We start from the raw sequence: 19,335 nt of genomic DNA, 5'->3' as shown, positions 1-19,335 counted from the left end.
CCGCCGTGTTTTCCTGCCGTTGCGGCCTTTTGCCGTTGTGGCTTTTTGCGGTTGTGGCTCCTTGCCGTTATGGCTTCTTGCCGTTGTGCCCCGCTGCTTCGAGGGCGGCCCGCAGATGGCCGTTCGCCTCGCCGAGCAGTTTCTCGGCGGTGGGCGCGTCCACGCCGCCGAGGATCGTGAGGATGGCGTTCTTGGCCTCCCAGCCGGTGGCCGCCAGCGCGCTCTCGATCCGCTCGTCCGGGGCGCCGGTCGCCAGCGAAACGATCCGGCGGGTGCGCGCCCGCAGCTTCTCGTTCGAGGCGCGCACGTCGACCATCAGATTCCCGAAGGTCTTGCCCAGCCGGATCATGGTGATGGTCGAGATCATGTTGAGCACGAGCTTCTGCGCCGTACCCGCCTTGAGCCGGGTGGAGCCGGTGAGCAGCTCCGGTCCGACGACCACCTCGATGCCGTGGTCGGCGGCCGCGGCGAGCGCCGAGCCCGCGTTGCACGACAGCCCGACGGTGAGCGCCCCGCGGCGGCGGGCGTGCTCGACGGCTCCCACGGCGTACGGGGTGCGGCCGGAGGCCGAGACGCCCACGACCGCGTCGTCCGGCCCGATCCCGATCCGGTCCAGGTCCTCGGCGGCCAGCTCCGCGCTGTCCTCCGCGCCCTCCACGGACGACACCACGGCGGTCTCCCCGCCCGCGATCAGGCCGACCACCCGGTCCGGCCGGGCGTTGAACGTGGGCGGGCACTCGCTCGCGTCGAGCACCCCGAGCCGCCCGGCGGTGCCCGCGCCCGCGTAGACCAGCCGCCCGCCGCCCGCCATGCGCGCGGCGATGCCGTCGATGGCGGCGGCGATCCGGGGGAGCTGGGCGGCGACGGCGGCGGGAACTCCGGCGTCCTCGGCATTCATGACGCGGGCGATCTCGACGGTGTCGAGCCGGTCGATCTCGGCGAGTTCGGGGCGGAAGGCCTCGGTGGTGAGGGTCTCCAGCTGGGCGCGGAGCTGTTGCTGCTGTTGTTGAGGTTGCTGCTCGGCGGCGGAAGTCATGGCGAAGCGGCTCTTTCCCTACGTGAGCGTGACGGTGGGGGGTGGTGGCGACGGCGCGCGGGCGCCGGTCGATCTCAGCGGTGGCGCGGGCGGGGGTCGTGCCGGTGCGCGAGGGCCTCGTACGAGGCGGACAGGGCGGGCGCCGCACTCTCGTACGTGCGCTGCGCCACGCCTATGAACAGGCAGTCCACCACCAGCAGCTGGCTGGTGCGGCTGGACATGGCCGCCGGGCGCAGCTCGCTCTCGCGCGCGGTGGAGGTGGTGAGGACGAGGTCCGCGTACTGCGCGATCTCGCCGTCCGGACGGCCGGTGATCGCGATGGTGGTCGCCCCGCGCTCGAAGGCGACGCGCAGTGGCTCGATGACGTCCGTCGTCCGCCCCGAATGGGTGATCGCGAGCGCGACGTCGTGGGAGTGGAGCTGTACGGCGTTGGTGACGGCCAGGTGCGGATCGGCGTGCGCGTGCGCGATCAGGCCGATCCGCAGCAGCTTCTGGACCAGGTCCTGGGCGACCAGGTTCGACGCGCCGATGCCGTACACGTCGATCCGGCGGGCGGCGGCGACCGCGGCGACCGCGGCCTCGACCTGGCCGGTGTCGAGCCCCGCGGCGGTGTCGGCCAGACACTGCTGTTCCTCCTGCGCGAGCTTGGTGATCACGTCGCCGATCGGGTCGTCGACCGCGATGTCCGCCGTGACGGCCGGGGCCCGGCCCGCGGCCTGCTGTGCGGCGAGCGCGGCGAGCGCGAGGCGCAGATCGCGGTATCCGGGGTAGCCGAGCAGCCGGGAGGTGCGTACGACGGTGGCTTCGCTGGTACCGGTGCGCTCGGCGAGCCCGGTGACGGTGAGCGCCGCGCAGCCCGCAGGGTCGCCCGCGACGGCCTCGGCGACGCGCTGCATCGAGCGGGTCATGGAGGGGCCCAGGGTGCGGACCTTCGCCGCGAGCGCGGAGGGGGCGGGCACGGCGGGGTCGGTGAGGGGAGTGAAAGTTTCCTTCAACTTGCTACTCACATCTGAAAACTATTTCCGGCCACGAGGCCCGTCAAGACTGCGCGCGGAGGGCCTTTTATGCGCCTCCCCCGCGCGGGAAGGCGGCGCGGCGAAGCAAAGGTGACAATGGGACCCATGAAGCTCGAACACGCACTGCACGCGGCACGGGCGCTCGTCCTGGCCGATCTCGCGGCGGGAGACGTCGCCCACGCCGACATCGTCTCGCTCGTCGAGGACGCCATCACGCACCGCCGCTGGTGGGTCGAGCAATGGCCGGAAGGCGTGGCGTACGTCGCCGGTCTGGTCGCCCAGGACGTCCAGGACGCCCTGCTGGAGCGCTACGGCCGCTGGCCCCTGTGCCCCGTCTGCACCCGGGGCGGCGATCTCCACGCCCTCGACGTGGAACCCGAACTGGGCCCCGACCCGCACTGGGTCTGCGGCAAGACGGCGGTTGCGGTGGCCCCCGTGGGCTCGTTGGGGACCACCCTCTGATGGCCGTACTGATCGACCCGCCCTCGTGGCCGGGCCACGGCCGCATGTGGTCCCACCTGGTGAGCGACGTCTCGTACGACGAACTCCACGCCTTCGCCACCCGCATCGGCGCCCCACGCCGCGGCTTCGACCGCGACCACTACGACGTCCCCAGCGACCTCTACGCGCGGGCGGTGCGGGCGGGGGCGGAGGAGGTCGGCAGCAAGGAGCTGCTGCGGCGCCTTACGGCGGCGGGCCTGCGCCGCCGCCGGGGACCTGCGGCGCGCGGCTGAGGGCTTACCGGACCTGGCTGGACGCCTCTGCCTCGCGTGCAGGGGCCGAGGTCTGCCCGGCGGCGATCACGCGCGACGCCCCCTCCGTGCGGTGCAGCCGCGCGGCGATCGCCGTGGTCACGATGCCCGTACCGGCCAAGGCCGCGCCCGTCCAGGCCACTGCCGGGTAGCCCCAGCCCGCGTCGATGACCAGGCCACCGAGCCAGGGGCCCACCGTGTTGCCGATGTTGAAGGCGGACGTGGTGGTCGCGCCCGCGAGCGTCGGGGCGGCGTTCGCGACGTTGAACATGCGGGCGTTGAGCGCGGGCGCGGTGAAGAAGGCGGTGAAGCCGAGCAGCAGCGCCAGGCCCACGGCCGCGACCGGGCTGTGCGCGGTCAGCGCCAGGACGCTCAGCACCACCGTCGAGGCGGTGATGCCGCCGTACATCGTCCCGAACAGGTGCGCGTCCGCGATCCGCCCGCCGAGCGCCGTACCGATCAGCGCGCCGACGCCGAACAGCGCCAGCACGGTCGGCACCCAGCCCTCGTCCAGCCCCGCCACGTCGGTGAGCAGCGGCCCGAGATACGAGAACAGGCAGAAGACCGCGCCTCCGCTCAGCGCGGTGGTGACCAGCGCGAGCCAGACCTGCCGGTCCCGGTAGATCCGCAACTCGGCGCGCAGCCGCGGCCGGTCCTCCCCGGTCGGCGCCTCCGTACGCGGTACGAGCGCGATCACCCCGATCAGCCCGACCACCGACAGCCCTGCCACCGCCCAGAAGGCCGCTCGCCACCCGGCGTGCTGCCCCAGGAACGCCCCGGCCGGAACCCCGGCGATGTTCGCGATGCTGAGCCCGCCGACCATCACCGCCATGGCCCGCGCCCGCGCGTTCACCGGCACCAACGAGACGGCCACCGCGGCGCCCACGGCCCAGAACCCGGCACACGCGAGCGCGCTCACCACCCGCGACGCGAACAACACCCCGTACGACGGCGCCACCGCCCCCGCGACCTGCCCGAGCCCGAAGACGGCGAGCAGCGCGATCAGGGTCGTCCGCCGCGGCAGTCGCAGGGTGGCCGCCGCGAGCACCGGCGCCCCGACCACCATCCCGATCGCGAACGCCGATATCAGCAGCCCGGCCGTGGGGATCGTCACCCCCATGTCTGCTGCGACGGGTTGCAGCAGCCCGGACAGCATGAATTCGGAGGTCCCGAGGGCGAAGACGGACAGGCCAAGTACATAAACGGCGATGGGCATGCCGACGTCAACGCCGCCGGCCTGTCGGCCATTCCTCGGCTGGGGCGTTCCCCATCTCCCGAACATTCACTCGAAGTGATGGCGTGGGGGGCTGAGGCCTGGCGTGGTTACGGAGAGTGATGAAGAATCGAGATGTGAACCCGCCGAGGGGAGGTGGGTGTTGAGGCATTACGGGGGGAGCGATCGCCATGCCGACCGCCATGGCCGAGGACATCACTGAGGACGCGACCGAGAACACGATCAACGAATCGAATGGCCCAGACCTCCTGGACGAATGGGCCGCTCACCTCGCCGCCACCGCACCGGGCCCGCACACCGCATCGGTTCTGCCGGTCCTGCGCGCGGAGGAGCTGTCGCATACCGGCCGTATCGATGCCCTGAAGGCACTGGAACGCCACGCCGCCTGGATCCAGGCCCAGCAGGCGGACATTCTCGCCGCGCTGGAATCCGACGCCTGGACCTCGATCCCACCGGCAGGATGGGATCGCAATACCGAGGCCGCCTGGAACTTCACCTGTGAGGAAGTGGCCTGTGCCCTGAAGCTCTCCGGTACGACGGCCGCCAAGCGCCTGGAAGTCGCACGCCAGTTGGCCAGCCGTTACCCGCCCACACGCGCCCTCCTGGCCCAGGGCGAGATCTCCTACTTACAGGCCGCAGCGGTCACCGAAGCCTGTGCCGTCCTCGCTCCCGAGGTCGCGGAGCAGGTCGAGGCGGCCGTGCTGCACAAGCTGCCGGCCATGACCACCGGCCAGACCCGCCGCGCCTTGGCCCGCGAGATCGTCCGAGCCGATCCCGACGGCGCCGAGGAGCGGCACCAAGCCCGCAAGCGACAGCGGCAGATGGTCCACTACCCGCAGGACGACGGCATGGCCATGTGGGGCGCGGTCCTCCCGGCCGAACAGGCCGCAGCCATGACCGCCGCGGTCGACACCCACGCCGCCACCCTCCCCGACGAGGGCCGCACACTGGAACAGAAGCGGGTCGACGCGCTCTACGACCTCGTCGTCAACCGCACCGCAAGCAGCCCCGAACCCTCAGGCGGCCGCTCGGCGGCGGTGGTCCAGGTGACCGTCCCCCTGGACGTCCTGATCGGTGACAACGACGACCCCGCCCACCTCAAGGGCTATGGGTACATCACCGCCGGTCAGGCCCGCGGGGTCGCCTTCGCCGAAGGCACCGTCTGGCGTCGCCTGATCACCCATCCCACCACCGGGATGCTGATCAAAACCGACCCCACCACCTACAAGCCCACCGCCGAAGTCGAGCGCCACGTCATCGCCCGTGACGCCCACTGCACCTTTCCCACCTGCAACATGCCCGCCAACCGCTGCGACCTCGACCACGTCGAACCCTTCAACCACACCGACCCCACCGCAGGAGGCCAAACCACCCCCGACAACCTCACCACCCTCTGCAGACGCCACCACCTGATGAAAACCCACCACCCCGGCTGGGCCCTGAAACGCGACTCCGAATCCGGCACCACCACGTGGACCGCCCCCACAGGCCACACCTACACCAACCGCCCGCACGATTACCGGTGAGTGACCAGCATGACGGAATGGCAGATCAACCACGCCCCGGAGTGGAAGGTGCGTCGCATCGAGGACGGCGGCCTTGCCCTCCCTCTCCACATCAGCAGAGGCGATCAGCGCCTCGGCACTGCCGAGCTGCGACTGACCCCCACCGCGGCGGAGCACCTGCACGCGGCCCTGTGCTACGCGCTCGACGGCCAGTTCCCGCCCGGCACCGCCCCGGACTGCCGCAAGCCGATCCGCTACCCGGGTCGCCGTTAGAGGTGCCCCGTGTCCACTTCATGTTCATGGGCGCCGTCCTCGACATAGGCGAGGAGTCGTCCACCCCTGCTCTCGGCGACCCGCAGCGCGTCTGTCAATGCCTCCGCCAGTCGGCAGGCCAGGAAGCGAAGCTCTACGACGCCAACCTTCTCGTTGGCAAGCAACCTCTTTGCATGCCCGAGCAGTTGGGCTCCCATGTCGAGTTGTAGCGCCTCGATCTCATCTGCCTTCCGGCTCAACCGGCTGTTGTCGTCGTCAGTCGACACGTAACAGGGCTTGCCCTCTGGGCCGGACCACGGCAGGAGGCGTAGGCCGTTCATGACATCAGCTCCACTCAGCTGTTCCCGGTATCCCCTGATGGGCACCGTGTGTAGTCAATTGGTGACCAGGGCAACGCGGTAGCCAATAGAATGAGACGCCTTAAACGGCAGCGCGCAAGTCTGCGACCTGCTGTGATGCTGGCCGTGATCAGATAGCGAGAGGTCACAGCAGTGGACGAGACAACCCCACCCGCTCACTTGAATCCGCTCCAGCGCTTCGGCCGTGACGTCAAGCAGGTACGTCTCGCCCGCAAGCTCACGCAGAAGCGCCTTGGCCAAGCGGCCGGCTACTCGGAGGCGTACGTCAGCAGGGTGGAAGCCGGGAAGCTCCTGCCCAGACCGAGTGAGAAGTTCGCGAAGGGGTGCGACACCGCGTTCGGCACAGGGCAGTTGTTCGCGGACATGCTCCGGAGGATCGACGAGGGCGACCATCCTTCGTGGTTCACCCCGTACCTCAACCTGGAGCGCAAGGCGTCGCGGGTGCTGGACTACTCGGCGAATCTCGTGATCGGCATTCTCCAGACGAAGGACTACGCAGGAGCTATCTTCCGCGCGTACTTCTCGCAGGAAGAGGCCGAGGTGATCGAGGGCAAGGTCGCAGCGCGACTGAGTCGGCGTGAAGTGTTCGAGTTGGAGACGCCGCCGCTCCTATGGGCCATCCTGAACGAGGCGTGCCTACGAACGGTCGTAGGCGGTGCCGACGTCATGGGAGGGCAGCTTGAGTACCTCCTGACGGCTGCTGCGTCACCGCACATCACGCTTCAGGTCCTGCCGTTCTCGGCTGGCGCTCCAGCCGCTTCGACGAAGCCCTTCACATTGCTGCGCTTCCCGGACTCGCCCACGGTGCTCTACACCGAGACCCGGGTAGGAGGGAGGATGCACGACTCTCCTCGGACGGTCGCCTCAGCCCTGGATGACTATGATCTGCTCAGGGCGCATGCGCTGTCCCCGGACCGATCACTGACACTGATCAAGACGCTGGCGAAGGAGTACCGCGCATGAGTGCCGATTTCGATCTCACCGCTGCCGAGTGGGTCAGGTCCTCTTACAGCGACGCCAACGGCGGCCAATGTGTGGAGTTCTCCCGCACATTTGCCCAGACTCACGACGTTGTCCCGGTCCGTGACTCCAAGAACCCGCACGGTCCGGAGCTGATCGTCTCCACAGACGGCTGGTCGTTGTTCGTCACCGCTCTCATACGTGGAGCGTTCGCCGCCGCTTGACCCAGGTGTCTTAGACGTCGCTTGTCATGGTGCTGTAGTTCGTTCATCGGTGTACGGCGGACTTGGCGACCCGGTTGTTTGAGGCAGCCGTTGTCGCAGTCACTGGGCTGTGCCGGTCAGCAACCAACGACGTACACGCACCTCCAGTAGCATCCGTGTACCTCCTGGGCGAGTGGGAGCGGTTACGTCCCACCCGTACTTCTCCTTGAACGCGGTCACGACCTCAGGCGGGAACCGGTCGCCGATCAGCGATACGTCGCCTTCGGCGACGACCGGGAACCGGCCGTCCTCCAAGGCGAGGGAGACGCGCGGTTCGGTCTGGACATTCCTGACCTTGATTGAGTTCTGATCGACACCGATCCACCATCTGGAGGTGTCGTAGACGAACCAGACGGGCGTCACATGCGCAGATCCATCCGGACGAACAGTGCACAGCCAGACGTTCCTCTCCTTGGCCAAGCGCATGCGGACGGCTGACCCTGGCACACTCGCAAGATCATTCACCCGTCCATTCGACCAATACTCCCGATGAAGCACATCGGGCTGTGGCACGGACCAACGTCCTAGGTCTCAGCAGCCAACAGAAACGACCGCTTAGCTTGAATTGCAACCGTCATTCCTGCGACGCGCATGAGCGGCAGACTGAAGTCGCCGGCGTCGCCTCGTCAGAGCCAATGTAGAGCTGAGCCTTGCCCTTGACCCATGGGTCAAGGCTTAGTGTCCGGCCATGAACGCGACTCATTGTCTTGTACGTCTGGCCCGCCGCCCGCTGGATCGCCGAAATGGCTAGGCGCCCAGCAGCTCCAGCTCCGTGGTCATGTTGCGGCGGGCCGCCGGTTCCCAGCGGTCGTGGCCGATCCGGGTGCGGAACAGGCAGGGCAGGCCCAGGAGGTGGCGGAGGACGTTGGCGCGGCCCTCGCGGAAGGTGTCGTCGGGGACGAAGGCGTACTCCTCGCGGACCGCCGCCGCGTACGCGCTGTAGTCCTCGGGTGAGCCCGCCAGCACGGCCAGGTCGGCGTCGCAGAGGACTTCGCCGTTGCTGTCGCCCTCGGCGGGGTCGTGGTCGGTGGTGAGGCGGACGAGGCGGGCGGTTTCGGCTACGCGGGCCTCTGGGACCCCCGCTTCCGGGAGGGCGCGTTCGGCGAGGCGGGCGCTGCGTTCCTCGTTGGTCGAGCGGTCGGGGAGGTAGACCGCGTCGTGGAACCAGGCCGCCAGGCGGATCGCGTCGGGGTCGGGGGCCTCGGTGTGCTCCAGCAGCTCGTCCACGCGGTCCAGCACGGCGATCAGGTGGTCGGTGGTGTGGTAGCGGCGCTGGGGTTCGGCCCAGCGGGAGAGGAGGTCGCGGCCGTAAGGGTCCGGGTCGGGGGAGGTGGCGTCGCGGGCGCTGTTGAGGAGGAGCGTCCAGCGGTTGAGGAGCGCGGGGTGGTCGGACATGGCCCCATTGTGTGGGGTGCGGGGTTGCGGGTGGTGGGCGGTGTGGCAAGCTATGCGGCATGTCTAGACCAATTCTCGAGGTTATCGCCCTCAATCCGGAGGACGCGATCGCGGCAGAGGCCGGAGGGGCGGACCGTCTTGAGCTGGTCACCGATATGGCCGCCGATGGGCTGACGCCCTCCCGGGAGACCTTCGCCGCCGTCCGTTCGGCGGTGGATCTGCCGGTGCGGGTGATGCTCCGCGCCTGCGACGGGTTCGCGGCGGGGGACGCCGCGGCCGTCGACGCGCTGTGCCGCAAGGCCGCCGCGCTGCACGCGGAGGGTGCGGACGAGTTCGTGCTCGGGTTTCTCGATGCCGACGGTCTGGCGGACCTGAACGCCATTGCCACCCTGGTCGAGGTCATCGGCGCCGGGCCGGGCGTGGACGAGAGCCGCTGGACCTTCCACCGGGCCATCGACCGCGCCGCCGACCGCGACGTGCTCCGTCGGCGGCTGGCCGGGCTGCCTGGTCTGGATACGTATCTCACCGCCGGTTCCGCCCATGGCGTCGACCACGGCCTGCCGACCCTCCGGGCCGAGGCCGCGCGTGGCGGGGCGCCGGGGTACGAGGCGCGGATCATGGTCGGGGGAGGGCTTCGCCTCGACCACCTCCCCGAGCTGCGCGCCGCGGGCATCACCGCCTTCCACATCGGCAGCGCGGCCCGGCCCGGCGGATGGCACGGCTCGGTGGACGCGGTCGCCGTCGGACAGTGGCGCCTCGCGCTCGACGCCCCGGTGCCGGTGGGCTGAGCGGCCCGTTCCGGGGGCCGCGCCCACCTCCACCCACCGGGGGCTACGACGCGATTCGCTCCGGCAGGGGCGCCGCGTGGATCACCGTCAGGCCCGAGACGGCTCGGGTCAGGGCGACGTACAGGCGGCGCAGGCCGGTGCGTTCGTCGGGTTCGCCGTCGACCACGGCGGCCGGTTCGTCCAGCACCACGTAGTCGTACTCCAGACCCTTCGCCAGCGTCGCGGGCACCAGGGTCAGCCGGGCCTCGGGGCTGGTCTCCTCGCCGGGGGCGAGGTGGGTCAGGCCCTCCGCCGCGAGGGCGGCGGCCAGGGCCGGGATGCGGGCGTCGGCCGCGATGAGGCCGATGGAGCCCTCGTGCGTCAGGGCCTCGTGGCAGGCGGCGATCACGGCCGCGTCGAGTTCCGCCGGGTCCACGGCCCGTACGGCGAAGTCGCCCGCCGCCTCACGGATCGAGGTGGCCTCCGACAGGCCGGGCGCGATGGCGGGCAGCAGCCGCGACGCGTACGCGATCACCTCGCGCGGCACCCGGAAGCCCTGAGTCAGCTCCTCGACGGCGGAGCCGGGTTTGCCCAGGTGGGTGAGGGCCTCCTCCCAGTTGTCCGTGGCCCAGGGGGTGGTGCCCTGGGCGAGGTCGCCGAGGATGGTGGCGGAGCCGGTGGTGCAGCGGCGGCCGACGGCGCGGTACTGCATGGGGGACAGGTCCTGCGCCTCGTCCAGGACCACATGGCCGAGGGAATGCGTGCGTTCGATGAGGTCGGCGGCCTCGTCGACGAGCACCGCGTCCGGCGGGGACCACTTCGCGGACTTCACGCTGCGCGGCGGCTTGGCCCACAGGATGGTCTTCTGTTCGTCGGCGGTGAGGATGCCGTCGGCGTGGGCGGCCAGGAAGTCGGCGTCGGAGAGCAGCCGCAGCACGAGTTTGGCGGGGTCGACGGGCGGCCAGATGGCCTTGACGGCCGCCTTCACGGCGGGGTTGCGGGCGACCGCGTCCTGCACGCGGTCGTCAGGGGCCTCGCCCGCCTGCTCCATGCGGACCAGGACGGCGTGGGCGATGCGCTGCGGCAGGGCTTCGCGGGCCGCGCCGTAGCGGATGTCACGGGCCAGCAGTTCCGCCACGATCTCCTCGATCTCGTACGCCGGTACCCGCCAGCGGCGCGAGCCGCGGACCACGACGCACGGTTCGGTGGGCGGGGTGACGTGCGAGCGCAGGGCCCGGCGCAGCACCTCGGCCATGCGGGCGTCGCCCTTGATGCGGGCCACGTCGGCATCGTCGGCGCCACGCACCTCGACGCCCGTGGCGGGGCGCGCCACCAGGTCCTCGACGGTGGCCTGGGCGACCTGCAACTCGCCCAGCGCGGGCAGGACTTGCTCGATGTAGTGGAGGAAGGAGCGGTTCGGGCCGACCACGAGGGTGCCGGAGCGGGCCAGCCGCTCGCGGTGGGCGTAGAGCAGATAGGCGACCCGGTGCAGGCCGACCGCCGTCTTCCCGGTGCCCGGCGCCCCCTGGACGCAGACGGTGCCGCCGATTCCGGCGCGGACGATCTCGTCCTGTTCGGGCTGGATCGTCGCGACGATGTCCCGCATGGGGCCGACGCGCGGCCGTTCGATCTCGGACTGGAGCAGCTTGCTGGTCTGCTCTGCCTCGGCGGGGTCGGAGAGTTTTTCGTCCTCGTACGCGGTCAACTCGCCGCCGGTGTAGCCGAAGCGGCGGCGCAGCGCGACGTCCATGGGCGTCTTCTTGGACGCCTGGTAGAAGGGCTGCGAGACGGGGGCACGCCAGTCGATGACCATGGGGTCGCCGTCGGCGTCGTGCACATGGCGGCGGCCGATGTAGAAGGACTCGCCGTCGGCCCCCTCCGCCGCTTCCGCGCCCGGTGCGTGCAGATAGTCGAGGCGGCCGAAGAAGAGCGGGGTGTGGGAGAGGTCGGCGAGGGCCTTGATGCGCTCGGCGACCTGGTGGTGCAGGGCCGCGGCGTTGACCCAGTTGGCGGCGACGTCCCGGAGGTCGAGGGCCTCCACGTCGGCGCGCATGGCGCGCAGGGCGGCGCGGGAGGCGGCGAGATGGGCGCGTTCCCGCGCCAGGGGGTTCGCGAGCGGGTCTGGCAGCGGGTCTGTCAGCGAGTCTGTCAGCGAGTCTGTCAGGGGTCCTGGCTGGTCAGGGGCGTGCGAGGGCACGGCGTAGCCTCCGGCGGGTACACGAAGCGGGTTGCGGCACGGCGGTGCGTACGTACATACGTACGTCGGTACGTATGTACGTACGACGAGATGCCGACCGGTTTCCGTCCGGGCGGCGGCTCTCCCCGGCGGGAGGCGGCAGACGGGGGATTCTAGCCAGGGCGTGGACGGTGCGCGAACGGTTTATGACGCGGCCGTGCCTGCCGCTGCCATGGAGCGTCAGGCACGCGCACCGTGTCAGGCACGCGCACCGTGTCAGGCGAGCCCCAGGGCGCGGAAGGTGACCCGCTGGTTGAACCACAGCAGCGTCACCGTCGTCGCGGACATCAGAACGGCGAGGACCAGATGTCCGGCCACCGAGGTGACCGGGGTGCCGAGCGCGCCGAGTACGAGGTGGACTCCGAGGCGGAGCCCGACCAGGCCGACAGCGATCTTGCGGGTGTTCGCCTTCTTGAGCATGGCCCGCACCAGCTTTGCCCTGCGCCGCAGCACGGTGGCGCCGACGGCGATGTTCACCACGCCGATCGCGACGAGGATCATCCACGCCCCGTGCCAGGCCCTGCCCAGGTCGTACGCGCCGCCCAGCACGCCCTCGAAGAGGAAGAACCAGACCGGAAGCGGTCTGATGCCGGAGAGATCCGGTGCGGTGGTCGCGGTCTGTCGTCTGAGGATGCTGATGCCCATGGTCCCCGGCCCCCATTTTCGGCTTCGTGCGGCTTATTCCGGCGTCTTCCGGCGTCTTCCGGCTTCGGATTCTTCCGGGCGGGGACCGCTGGGGGCAGGGTCGGCTATCACCGGTCGCTCATGACACAAGTCATGGGCGGGGGCGGCCTCTTCAGACGTCCTCGTCGGCGAGCAGCGCGCTCGCGTCCACGATCCGGTACGCGTACCCCTGCTCGGCCAGGAACCGCTGGCGGTGTGCCGCGAAGTCCTGGTCGATGGTGTCGCGCGCGACGACCGAGTAGAAGACCGCGGGGTGGCCGTCGGCCTTCGGCCGCAGCACCCGGCCGAGCCGCTGGGCCTCCTCCTGGCGGGAGCCGAACGTGCCGGAGACCTGGATGGCGACGGTGGCCTCAGGGAGGTCGATGGAGAAGTTGGCGACCTTCGAGACGACGAGGACGGACAGCTCGCCCTCCCGGAAGGCGTTGAACAGCTTCTCGCGCTGCGCGTTGGTCGTCTCGCCCTTGATCACGGGCGCGTCCAGATGCTCGCCCAGCTCGTCGAGCTGGTCGATGTACTGGCCGATGACCAGCGTCTGCTGCCCCTTGTGCTTGGCCACCAGCGCCTCGGTGATCCGCTGCTTGGAGGCGGTGGTGGCGCAGTAGCGGTACTTCTCCTCGGTCTCGGCGGTCGCGTACGCCAGCCGCTCGGTCTCGGTGAGGTTGACGCGGACCTCGACGCAGTCGGCGGGCGCGATGTAGCCCTGCGCCTCGATCTCCTTCCAGGGCGCGTCGAAGCGCTTGGGGCCGATGAGCGAGAAGACGTCGGACTCGCGGCCGTCCTCCCGTACGAGGGTGGCGGTCAGGCCGAGGCGGCGGCGGGCCTGCAGGTCCGCCGTGAACTTGAAGACCGGCGCGGGCAGCAGATGCACCTCGTCGTAGATGATCAGACCCCAGTCGCGGGAGTCGAACAGCTCCAGGTGCGGATAGATGCCCTTCCGCTTGGTGGTGAGCACCTGGTACGTGGCGATGGTGATCGGGCGGATCTCCTTCCTCGTACCGCTGTACTCGCCGATCTCCTCCTCGGTGAGGGAGGTGCGGCGCATCAGCTCGTGCTTCCACTGGCGGGCCGAGACGGTGTTGGTGACCAGGATCAGCGTGGTCGACTTCGCGGTGGCCATCGCACCCGCCCCGACCAGCGTCTTCCCGGCCCCGCAGGGCAGGACGACGACGCCGGAGCCGCCGTGCCAGAAGCCCTCGACGGCCTGGGTCTGGTACGGGCGCAGTGCCCAGCCGTCCTCGCGCAGCTCGATGGCGTGCGCCTCGCCGTCCACGTAACCGGCCAGGTCCTCGGCGGGCCAGCCCAGCTTGAGCAGCGTCTGCTTGATCTGGCCGCGCTCGGAGGGGTGGACGACGACCGTGTCCGGGTCGATACGGGCCCCGACCAGCGGCTGGACCCGCTTCGACCGCAGGATCTCCTCCAGCACGGGACGGTCGCTGGTCTCCAGGACCAGCCCGTGCGTGGGGTGCTTGAGCAGGCGCAGCCGCCCGTAGCGGGCCATCGTCTCGGCGACGTCGACGAGCAGGGCGTGCGGTACGGGGTAGCGCGAGAACTCCACGAGCGCGTCCACGACCTGCTCGGCGTCATGCCCGGCGGCGCGCGCGTTCCACAGGCCGAGCGGGGTCACCCGATAGGTGTGGATGTGCTCGGGGGCGCGCTCCAGCTCGGCGAACGGAGCGATGGCGCGGCGGCACGCTTCCGCCTGCTCGTGGTCGACCTCGAGCAGGAGCGTCTTGTCGCTCTGGACGATGAGCGGTCCGTTCACGCGCCTGAGTCCTTTCGTGTCGCCGGGGCCAAAGCCCCAGTGTCCCTCATCGGCCGGGCACGGCGGAGGGGCACAGGGATACTCCGCACGGCCAGGGGCAAGCGGGGACACAGAGGAGGGCCGGAACGAGGGTGGGAGGTAGGTCCCTGTGATCAGCATCGCTGGGTGGGAGATCCGGCGGACGATGAAGAGGACGCCGACGAAGAGGACGCCGACGAAGAGGACGCCGACGAAGAGGACGCCGACGAAGAGGACGCCGACGAAGAGCGCGACGACGAAGAGCGCGACGACGAAGAGGACGCCGACGAAGAGCACGAAGAGCACGACGGGTACTTCGAAGGGGAAGGCCGGGGCGTCGGCGGGCGCGAAGTTGTCGGGCGCGAAGAAGAAGCCGTTCGGCGCGCCCGCCAAGAAGACCGGTGCGGTGGCCGCCAAGGCTGCCGGCCGTAAGCCACAGGGCTCACCGGCCTCCGCCGCGCCCTCGGCGTCCCCGCCCCTGCAGCGCGATTCGTTCGGTTCCCGCGCCGGGCGGGTGCTGGTGCTGCTGCTGGCGTTCGTCTGCATGGTCGGGTTCGCGGCGGCGCTCGCCAAGGCCACGCTCGTGCCGTCGCCGGGGTCCAGCGATCTCGTGCACACCAATCTGCGCCCCGGCGATTCGCTGCGTACCTACGTCAACCAGCCCGCCTTCCGGGACACGGTGAAGCAGATCGGCGGCAATGTGCTGCTCGGCGCGCCCTTCGGGGTGCTGCTGCCGATGCTCGTGCCGAAGGCGCGGGGCGCGGTGCGGGTGGTGCTGGTGACGTCGCTGGTGATGGTGCTGGTCGAGACCGCACAGGGCGCGATCGTCGAGGGCCGGGCCTTCGACGTCGATGACGTCATCCTGAACACGTCGGGCGCCCTGCTCGGCTACGTCCTCATCGGCCGCCGCCTCGGTCACGCCCTCCACCCGCGCCGTCGGCACTGGTGGCAGCGGCGGGGCAGCTCCGCCTGAGCTGTCGTCCTGATCCGCTTCGCCTAGCCCGCTTCGTCGGCCAGTTCCGCGACGCCGGTGATGCGGTGGAGGGGGTACGTGCGGACCTCGTCGGCGGTGTGGTCGTACGCCGTGACGTAGCCGCCCTCGACGCGGACCGGCGCGATGACGCGCTGGCTGGCGGCGCCGTCCGCGTTGACGTAGCCGATCCAGACGGCGGAGCCGGTGAGGGCGGCGGCCTGCATGGTGGCGAGGGTGTCGGCGGAGGTGGTGCGGGGGAGACGGCCGCCGGCTGTAGGAGCAGAGGTGGCGGCCGTGGCATCCGTGGTGGCCGGGGGCTTGTGGGGCGCGGTCGCGGCGAGGTCGCCGGCGCGGATGGCGCGTACCGCCGCGCCCAGCAGGGTGGCGTCGGGGACGGGCGGGCCGTCCGGGACCGGCGCGGGGGGCGTACGGGGCGGGGTGCGCTGGGCCTCGGCGCGGGTGACCAGGACGTCGCCCTCGGCGGATTCGGCGGCCGGTGCGTACCCCATGGCGCGCAGCCCCTCCAGCAGCGCGTCCGGCGGTGCCTGGGCGGCCAGCACGGTGGGGGCGAGGCGGCGCAGCCGCAGGCCCGCGGAGCGGCGGTCGGCCAGGATCTCGGCGAGCAGGGTCTCGTCGTCGCAGCGCAGATAGGCGGAGGCCGCGCCGATGCGGAGGTGTCCGTGCTTACGGGCGATGTCGTCGATCAGGTACGTGAGGGGCTGCGGCACCGGGGTGCGGGAGTGCGCGGTGAGGAAGGTGTGCAGGTCGTCGGCGGCCTGCCCGGCGTCCAAGGCGCGGCGTACGGAGGCGGGTGTGAAGCGGTAGACGGTCGCGCCGCCCTTGGATTCGACCTCGGCGAGGATCCCGAGCGCGTCGGCGAGCGGCCGCTCCAGCGGGCCGGGGGCGACGGCGGTCAGGTCGGCCTGGAGGAGTACGTGGTCGAGGGGTTCGGGCAGGAGCGGGGCGAGGAGCCGCCCGGCCTCGGCGGCGAGGGCGGCGGCCTCCGCGGGGGTCGTCGCGGACTCGGTGGCTGGCGCGGTCGGATCCGTTGCCCCTTCGGTCGCCGGGCCGAGGAGCGCGCGGCCGTGGGCCGAGAGCGCGGCGCGGCCGGTGATGCCGAGCAGTTCGGCCTCGCCGAGGGTCCAGCGCGCCAGCCGTGACCGCAGATCGTCCCTGGTGGTGGGGGAGGGGGCGGTCGGCCCCGGGGCCCCCGCAGGGCCCGCCGCTCCGGCCGGGGCTCGGTGGGCCGGGCGTTCCCAGCGGAGCCGGGTCAGCAGCGTGTCGGGGTCGGGGGCGGCGCCGGGTGGGAGGGTGGCGAGGAGTCCGAGGACCCGCCGGCGGACCTCGGGGGCCGGGGAGCGGTCCAGGTCGGCGCCGAGGGCGGAGAACGTACGGCCCCTGGAGTCACGCCCGCCGACCAGGCCCGACGTACGGGTCGCGGCGAGCCAGGCGGTGGCGAGCGCGGCCCAGCGCTGCTCGGCGGGCAGCCGCAGCCAGTCGTCGTACGCGGGGGTGGGCGCGTACCGCTCGTCGGTCTCGCCGTCGGAGGCCAGCAGCCCGGCCGCGTACGCCAGCTCGATCCAGAAGGCGGCCACCGGCTCGGAGACGTCCAGCGCGACGGCGGTCCGCTTGAGGTCGCGCACGCTCAGCCCGCCCGCGCGCAGCACCGGCGGTCCGGCGCTCTCCCACTCCCCCAGCAGCTCCTCGACGGTGGCCAGGGCGGTGAACGCCTGCCCGGCCGCCGCTTTGTCCACAGCCTGTGGATCGTGCTGGGCGGTGGACGCCAGCGGCGGAGCCACCGGCTCGGGGACGCGGTGGGCGCGGCCGCCGCGCAGATGCAGGGCGACCTCGCGGGGCAGGACGACGTTGCGCGGACCGGACGGCAGCAGCAGACCGCGGTCCAGCAGCCAGGCGACGGGCGGAGTGGGGGAGGCGACGGACACCTCCCCGTACGGCGGGCCCCAGGTCAGCTTGGCGAGCACGGCGACCGCGTCGTCGGGTGCCCCGGCGAGCAGCGCCGCCATCCGGTCGCGGTCGTCGAACAGCTCGGTCAACGCGGCGACGGCCGTCACCGGATCGTGGGTGGCCGGCAGCCCGGCGGCCGCCAGCAGTTCCTGAAGCCGCCCCGGCGACATCCCGGCCGTGGCCTCGTGCACGGTGGGCCCGAGCCCGGTCGGGGAAGGGGAGGCGGGGGAGGGGGCGAGCAGTTCGCGGGCGGTACGGACCAGGCGGAGCCGGTCGTCCCCACCCCAGACCAGCGCCTGCGCGCGCAGCGTGGCGACGGCGCGCGGCAGCTCGGCGGCGACCCGCTCGCGGAGCGCGGCGGCGGGGGCATCGGCGTCGGCGGCGGCGGCGTCGTCCCCCGTCATCAGGGCGCTCAGCGTCTCGTACGGACACGGGTCCGGCGCGACCGCCAGGGCCTCGGCGGTCTGGAGGGCGAAGCGGTCGAGTCGTTCGACCGCCCGTACGACCGAGGCGCGGGTGCCCGCCCGGGTGGCGAGCTGAGTGAGGTCGCCCGGGACGGGGGACAGCAGATCGGGGCGGGCGCGCAGCAGCGCGGTGAGGGCTTCGTCGGGGCGCGTGCGCAACTCCTCGGCCAGCGTGCGGGGTGCCGCGCGGCCGCTGGCGTCTGGGCCGGTCCCTGCGGTCACGCATGCCTCCCGATTACGCGAGCTGCTCATTCGATCCACACTACCCGGGGGTGCCGGGCGTCGGGGGTGCGGCGGAATCCAGCCTCCGCACGGTACCGTCGGTGCCGTCTGGCACGCCGACCATGCGCATTCTCAGGGGTCTTGGTGGGGATCGAGAGCGAAAAGCTCGTCTACGACTATCTGAGCCGTGTCGGGGACCTGGCTCAGCAGCAGGGTCTGCCGTCCGGTGAACGGATGCGGCTGGTCTCCGGTCTGCGGGCCGATATCGACCACCGGCGGTCGACGGGCGGTACGGACAGCCCGGCCGGAGTGAAGCGGATCCTGGCCAAGCTGGGCACGCCCGCCGAGGTGGTCGCCGCCGCGGGCGGGTCCGGCGGGTCCGGCGGGTCCGGCAGGCCCAGTGGTTCAGGTGGCTCCGGCGGGGACGGCACGGCGGGCGGGTCCGGTGGCTCCGGCGGCGGTCAGGCCGGGGAGAGTACGCGTACGTCGGGCGCGGCGCGGGCGGCCCGCGACAAGCTGGCCGGGCTCGCCGAACGCACCGGGCTCAGCAACAAGGTGCCCTCGCCGCGCGAGCCGAACGGCACGTCGGGCGGCACGTCGGGCGGTGATACCCCGCTCTCCCTCGCCAAGCACATGCCCGTGACCCCCGAGGCGCCGGAAACACCCCGGGCGAAGCCCCCCGGCCGCTCGTCCGCCGCCGCGTCCCCGCCTCATCTGGCGGGTGAGGACGAGTTGGGCCCGCGCGAGTCCAACCCGGACTGGTGGCACGTGGAGCCGGGCCCGTTCGCCCAGCCCGAGCATCCGGACGGCCAGTTCGGCTTCGTCGAGGGATTCGTCGGCGGTATCGAGCTGCCCGAACTGCTCGGCAACGGCAAGACGGTCGAGCAGGAGCAGCGGGAGAAGCGGGAGGCCGAGAAGCGCGCGGCGGAGGAGGCGGCCGAGGCCGAAGCGGCCGAAGCCGTCGAGGACGCCGGGGCGGACACCGGCGGGAAAGGGCCGCGCCGGCGCGGCCTGGTGCGCCGTACCCTGCTCGGCCCCGGCAAGTCCGCCGGGGCGGAGGGCGGCACCGGCAAGGTGGGCGCCCGGGCCGGTTGGGCGGCGGGGCTCAGCCCGGTGCTGCTGCTCGCGATCGCGCTGCTCGTCGCGGGCGCCGTGATGGGCAACATCGTTCTGCTCGCCTTCGGCTGGGTGCTCACGTACAGCACCGGCAAGCTGTCCCGCGCCGAGGCGAAGTGGGCGGTGATGGGCATGCCCGGTCTGGTGGCGGCCGGGGCGATGGTCTGGGTGTGGGGCCGGACCAACGACAAGTGGGGCGACCTGATCCCGAAGGACGGGATGAAGGACGTGCTCACCGAGACCTGGCCGGTGGTCGTGCGCGGCGCGGCCGTCGCCACGGTGCTCTTCCTGGTGTGGCGGGCGCGCCGCCGCGGCGGAACCGGCTAGCGGCCGCC

Annotated in this window: 20 protein-coding genes; 10 read left to right on the top strand and 10 right to left on the bottom strand. The window is 71.6% G+C overall.

All coding sequences use genetic code 11. The features are described 5' to 3' along the window. Window positions 1-67: 67 nt before the first annotated feature. Together murQ and ACFZCY_RS00575 are read right to left on the bottom strand one after the other, a co-directional pair. Window positions 68-1,036, bottom strand: a complete 969-nt coding sequence (gene murQ / locus ACFZCY_RS00580) for an N-acetylmuramic acid 6-phosphate etherase (protein ID WP_391168281.1) — start codon at window positions 1,034-1,036, stop codon at window positions 68-70. Window positions 1,037-1,110: 74 nt separating this feature from the next. Next, window positions 1,111-2,043: an SIS domain-containing protein gene (locus tag ACFZCY_RS00575; RefSeq protein ID WP_391168280.1), complete on the bottom strand. Its 933-nt coding sequence runs from the start codon at window positions 2,041-2,043 to the stop codon at window positions 1,111-1,113. A 114-nt stretch (window positions 2,044-2,157) separates the two neighbouring features. Here ACFZCY_RS00575 and ACFZCY_RS00570 point away from each other — a divergent pair, with 114 nt between their 5' ends. Together ACFZCY_RS00570 and ACFZCY_RS00565 are read left to right on the top strand one after the other, a co-directional pair. Beyond that, on the top strand, window positions 2,158-2,514 hold the full coding sequence (locus ACFZCY_RS00570) for a hypothetical protein (protein ID WP_361473357.1): 357 nt from the start codon (window positions 2,158-2,160) through the stop codon (window positions 2,512-2,514). Further along, window positions 2,514-2,786 (top strand): DUF4031 domain-containing protein, encoded by a 273-nt coding sequence (locus ACFZCY_RS00565; protein ID WP_391168279.1) that lies wholly within the window; start codon window positions 2,514-2,516, stop codon window positions 2,784-2,786. The genes ACFZCY_RS00570 and ACFZCY_RS00565 overlap by 1 nt, the downstream gene beginning before the upstream one ends. A 4-nt stretch (window positions 2,787-2,790) precedes the next feature. Here ACFZCY_RS00565 and ACFZCY_RS00560 read toward each other — a convergent pair whose 3' ends face one another. Further along, the gene (locus ACFZCY_RS00560; protein WP_391168278.1) at window positions 2,791-4,020 is read right to left on the bottom strand and encodes a Cmx/CmrA family chloramphenicol efflux MFS transporter; all 1,230 of its coding nucleotides are present in this window, start codon (window positions 4,018-4,020) and stop codon (window positions 2,791-2,793) included. Window positions 4,021-4,208: 188 nt separating this feature from the next. On the opposite strand from ACFZCY_RS00560, the gene ACFZCY_RS00555 reads away from it, so the two are divergent. Next, the gene (locus ACFZCY_RS00555; protein ID WP_391168276.1) at window positions 4,209-5,564 is read left to right on the top strand and encodes a DUF222 domain-containing protein; all 1,356 of its coding nucleotides are present in this window, start codon (window positions 4,209-4,211) and stop codon (window positions 5,562-5,564) included. Window positions 5,565-5,573: 9 nt separating this feature from the next. Next, a complete protein-coding gene (locus ACFZCY_RS00550) occupies window positions 5,574-5,816 on the top strand; it encodes a hypothetical protein (RefSeq protein WP_391169350.1) in 243 nt (80 codons plus the stop codon). On the opposite strand, the gene ACFZCY_RS00545 is transcribed toward ACFZCY_RS00550, so the two are convergent. Beyond that, on the bottom strand, window positions 5,813-6,136 hold the full coding sequence (locus ACFZCY_RS00545; RefSeq protein WP_391168274.1) for a hypothetical protein: 324 nt from the start codon (window positions 6,134-6,136) through the stop codon (window positions 5,813-5,815). The two genes, ACFZCY_RS00550 and ACFZCY_RS00545, sit on opposite strands and share 4 nt — an antisense overlap. Window positions 6,137-6,307: 171 nt before the next feature. On the opposite strand from ACFZCY_RS00545, the gene ACFZCY_RS00540 reads away from it, so the two are divergent. Both ACFZCY_RS00540 and ACFZCY_RS00535 read left to right on the top strand, forming a co-directional pair. Next, window positions 6,308-7,138, top strand: coding sequence for a Scr1 family TA system antitoxin-like transcriptional regulator (locus ACFZCY_RS00540; protein ID WP_391168273.1), 831 nt, complete (start codon window positions 6,308-6,310; stop codon window positions 7,136-7,138). Next, window positions 7,135-7,359 (top strand): DUF397 domain-containing protein, encoded by a 225-nt coding sequence (locus tag ACFZCY_RS00535; protein ID WP_391168272.1) that lies wholly within the window; start codon window positions 7,135-7,137, stop codon window positions 7,357-7,359. Before ACFZCY_RS00540 ends, ACFZCY_RS00535 begins: the two co-directional genes overlap by 4 nt. Window positions 7,360-7,458: 99 nt before the next feature. Here the strand turns inward: ACFZCY_RS00535 and ACFZCY_RS00530 are convergent, their stop codons facing one another. Together ACFZCY_RS00530 and ACFZCY_RS00525 are read right to left on the bottom strand one after the other, a co-directional pair. Beyond that, complete coding sequence (locus ACFZCY_RS00530) at window positions 7,459-7,824, bottom strand: pyridoxamine 5'-phosphate oxidase family protein (RefSeq protein WP_361473324.1); 366 nt, start codon at window positions 7,822-7,824, stop codon at window positions 7,459-7,461. Between the two features lie 321 nt (window positions 7,825-8,145). Beyond that, window positions 8,146-8,793 carry a hypothetical protein gene (locus ACFZCY_RS00525; RefSeq protein ID WP_391168270.1) on the bottom strand — a complete coding sequence of 216 codons (648 nt, stop codon included), beginning with the start codon at window positions 8,791-8,793 and terminating at the stop codon, window positions 8,146-8,148. 59 nt (window positions 8,794-8,852) lie between these two features. Here ACFZCY_RS00525 and ACFZCY_RS00520 point away from each other — a divergent pair, with 59 nt between their 5' ends. Continuing rightward, window positions 8,853-9,581, top strand: a complete 729-nt coding sequence (locus tag ACFZCY_RS00520) for a copper homeostasis protein CutC (RefSeq protein ID WP_391168269.1) — start codon at window positions 8,853-8,855, stop codon at window positions 9,579-9,581. Between the two features lie 43 nt (window positions 9,582-9,624). Here ACFZCY_RS00520 and ACFZCY_RS00515 read toward each other — a convergent pair whose 3' ends face one another. From ACFZCY_RS00515 to ACFZCY_RS00505, 3 genes are all read right to left on the bottom strand, one after another. Further along, on the bottom strand, window positions 9,625-11,757 hold the full coding sequence (locus tag ACFZCY_RS00515; RefSeq protein WP_391168268.1) for a HelD family protein: 2,133 nt from the start codon (window positions 11,755-11,757) through the stop codon (window positions 9,625-9,627). Between the two features lie 255 nt (window positions 11,758-12,012). Then, window positions 12,013-12,441, bottom strand: coding sequence for a hypothetical protein (locus ACFZCY_RS00510; RefSeq protein WP_391168266.1), 429 nt, complete (start codon window positions 12,439-12,441; stop codon window positions 12,013-12,015). Between the two features lie 151 nt (window positions 12,442-12,592). Beyond that, window positions 12,593-14,242, bottom strand: coding sequence for a DNA repair helicase XPB (locus ACFZCY_RS00505; RefSeq protein ID WP_055546617.1), 1,650 nt, complete (start codon window positions 14,240-14,242; stop codon window positions 12,593-12,595). A 165-nt stretch (window positions 14,243-14,407) separates the two neighbouring features. Here ACFZCY_RS00505 and ACFZCY_RS00500 point away from each other — a divergent pair, with 165 nt between their 5' ends. Together ACFZCY_RS00500 and ACFZCY_RS00495 are read left to right on the top strand one after the other, a co-directional pair. Further along, entirely contained in the window at window positions 14,408-14,692 is a 285-nt protein-coding gene (locus ACFZCY_RS00500; protein ID WP_391168264.1) for a hypothetical protein, read from the top strand. Continuing rightward, window positions 14,667-15,233, top strand: a complete 567-nt coding sequence (locus ACFZCY_RS00495; protein WP_391168263.1) for a VanZ family protein — start codon at window positions 14,667-14,669, stop codon at window positions 15,231-15,233. The genes ACFZCY_RS00500 and ACFZCY_RS00495 overlap by 26 nt, the downstream gene beginning before the upstream one ends. 23 nt (window positions 15,234-15,256) lie before the next feature. On the opposite strand, the gene ACFZCY_RS00490 is transcribed toward ACFZCY_RS00495, so the two are convergent. Beyond that, a complete protein-coding gene (locus ACFZCY_RS00490) occupies window positions 15,257-17,914 on the bottom strand; it encodes a helicase-associated domain-containing protein (protein ID WP_391168261.1) in 2,658 nt (885 codons plus the stop codon). Window positions 17,915-18,028: 114 nt separating this feature from the next. Here ACFZCY_RS00490 and ACFZCY_RS00485 point away from each other — a divergent pair, with 114 nt between their 5' ends. Then, the gene (locus tag ACFZCY_RS00485) at window positions 18,029-19,327 is read left to right on the top strand and encodes a hypothetical protein (protein WP_391168259.1); all 1,299 of its coding nucleotides are present in this window, start codon (window positions 18,029-18,031) and stop codon (window positions 19,325-19,327) included. The last annotated feature ends 8 nt before the right edge of the window (window positions 19,328-19,335 follow it).

Origin of the sequence: Streptomyces sp. NPDC007983 (assembly GCF_042958345.1) — a bacterium.
Lineage (GTDB): Bacteria > Actinomycetota > Actinomycetes > Streptomycetales > Streptomycetaceae > Streptomyces.
The sequence above is the reverse complement of the archived record's forward strand: the minus strand, read 5'-3'. Positions and strand labels throughout refer to the sequence as shown.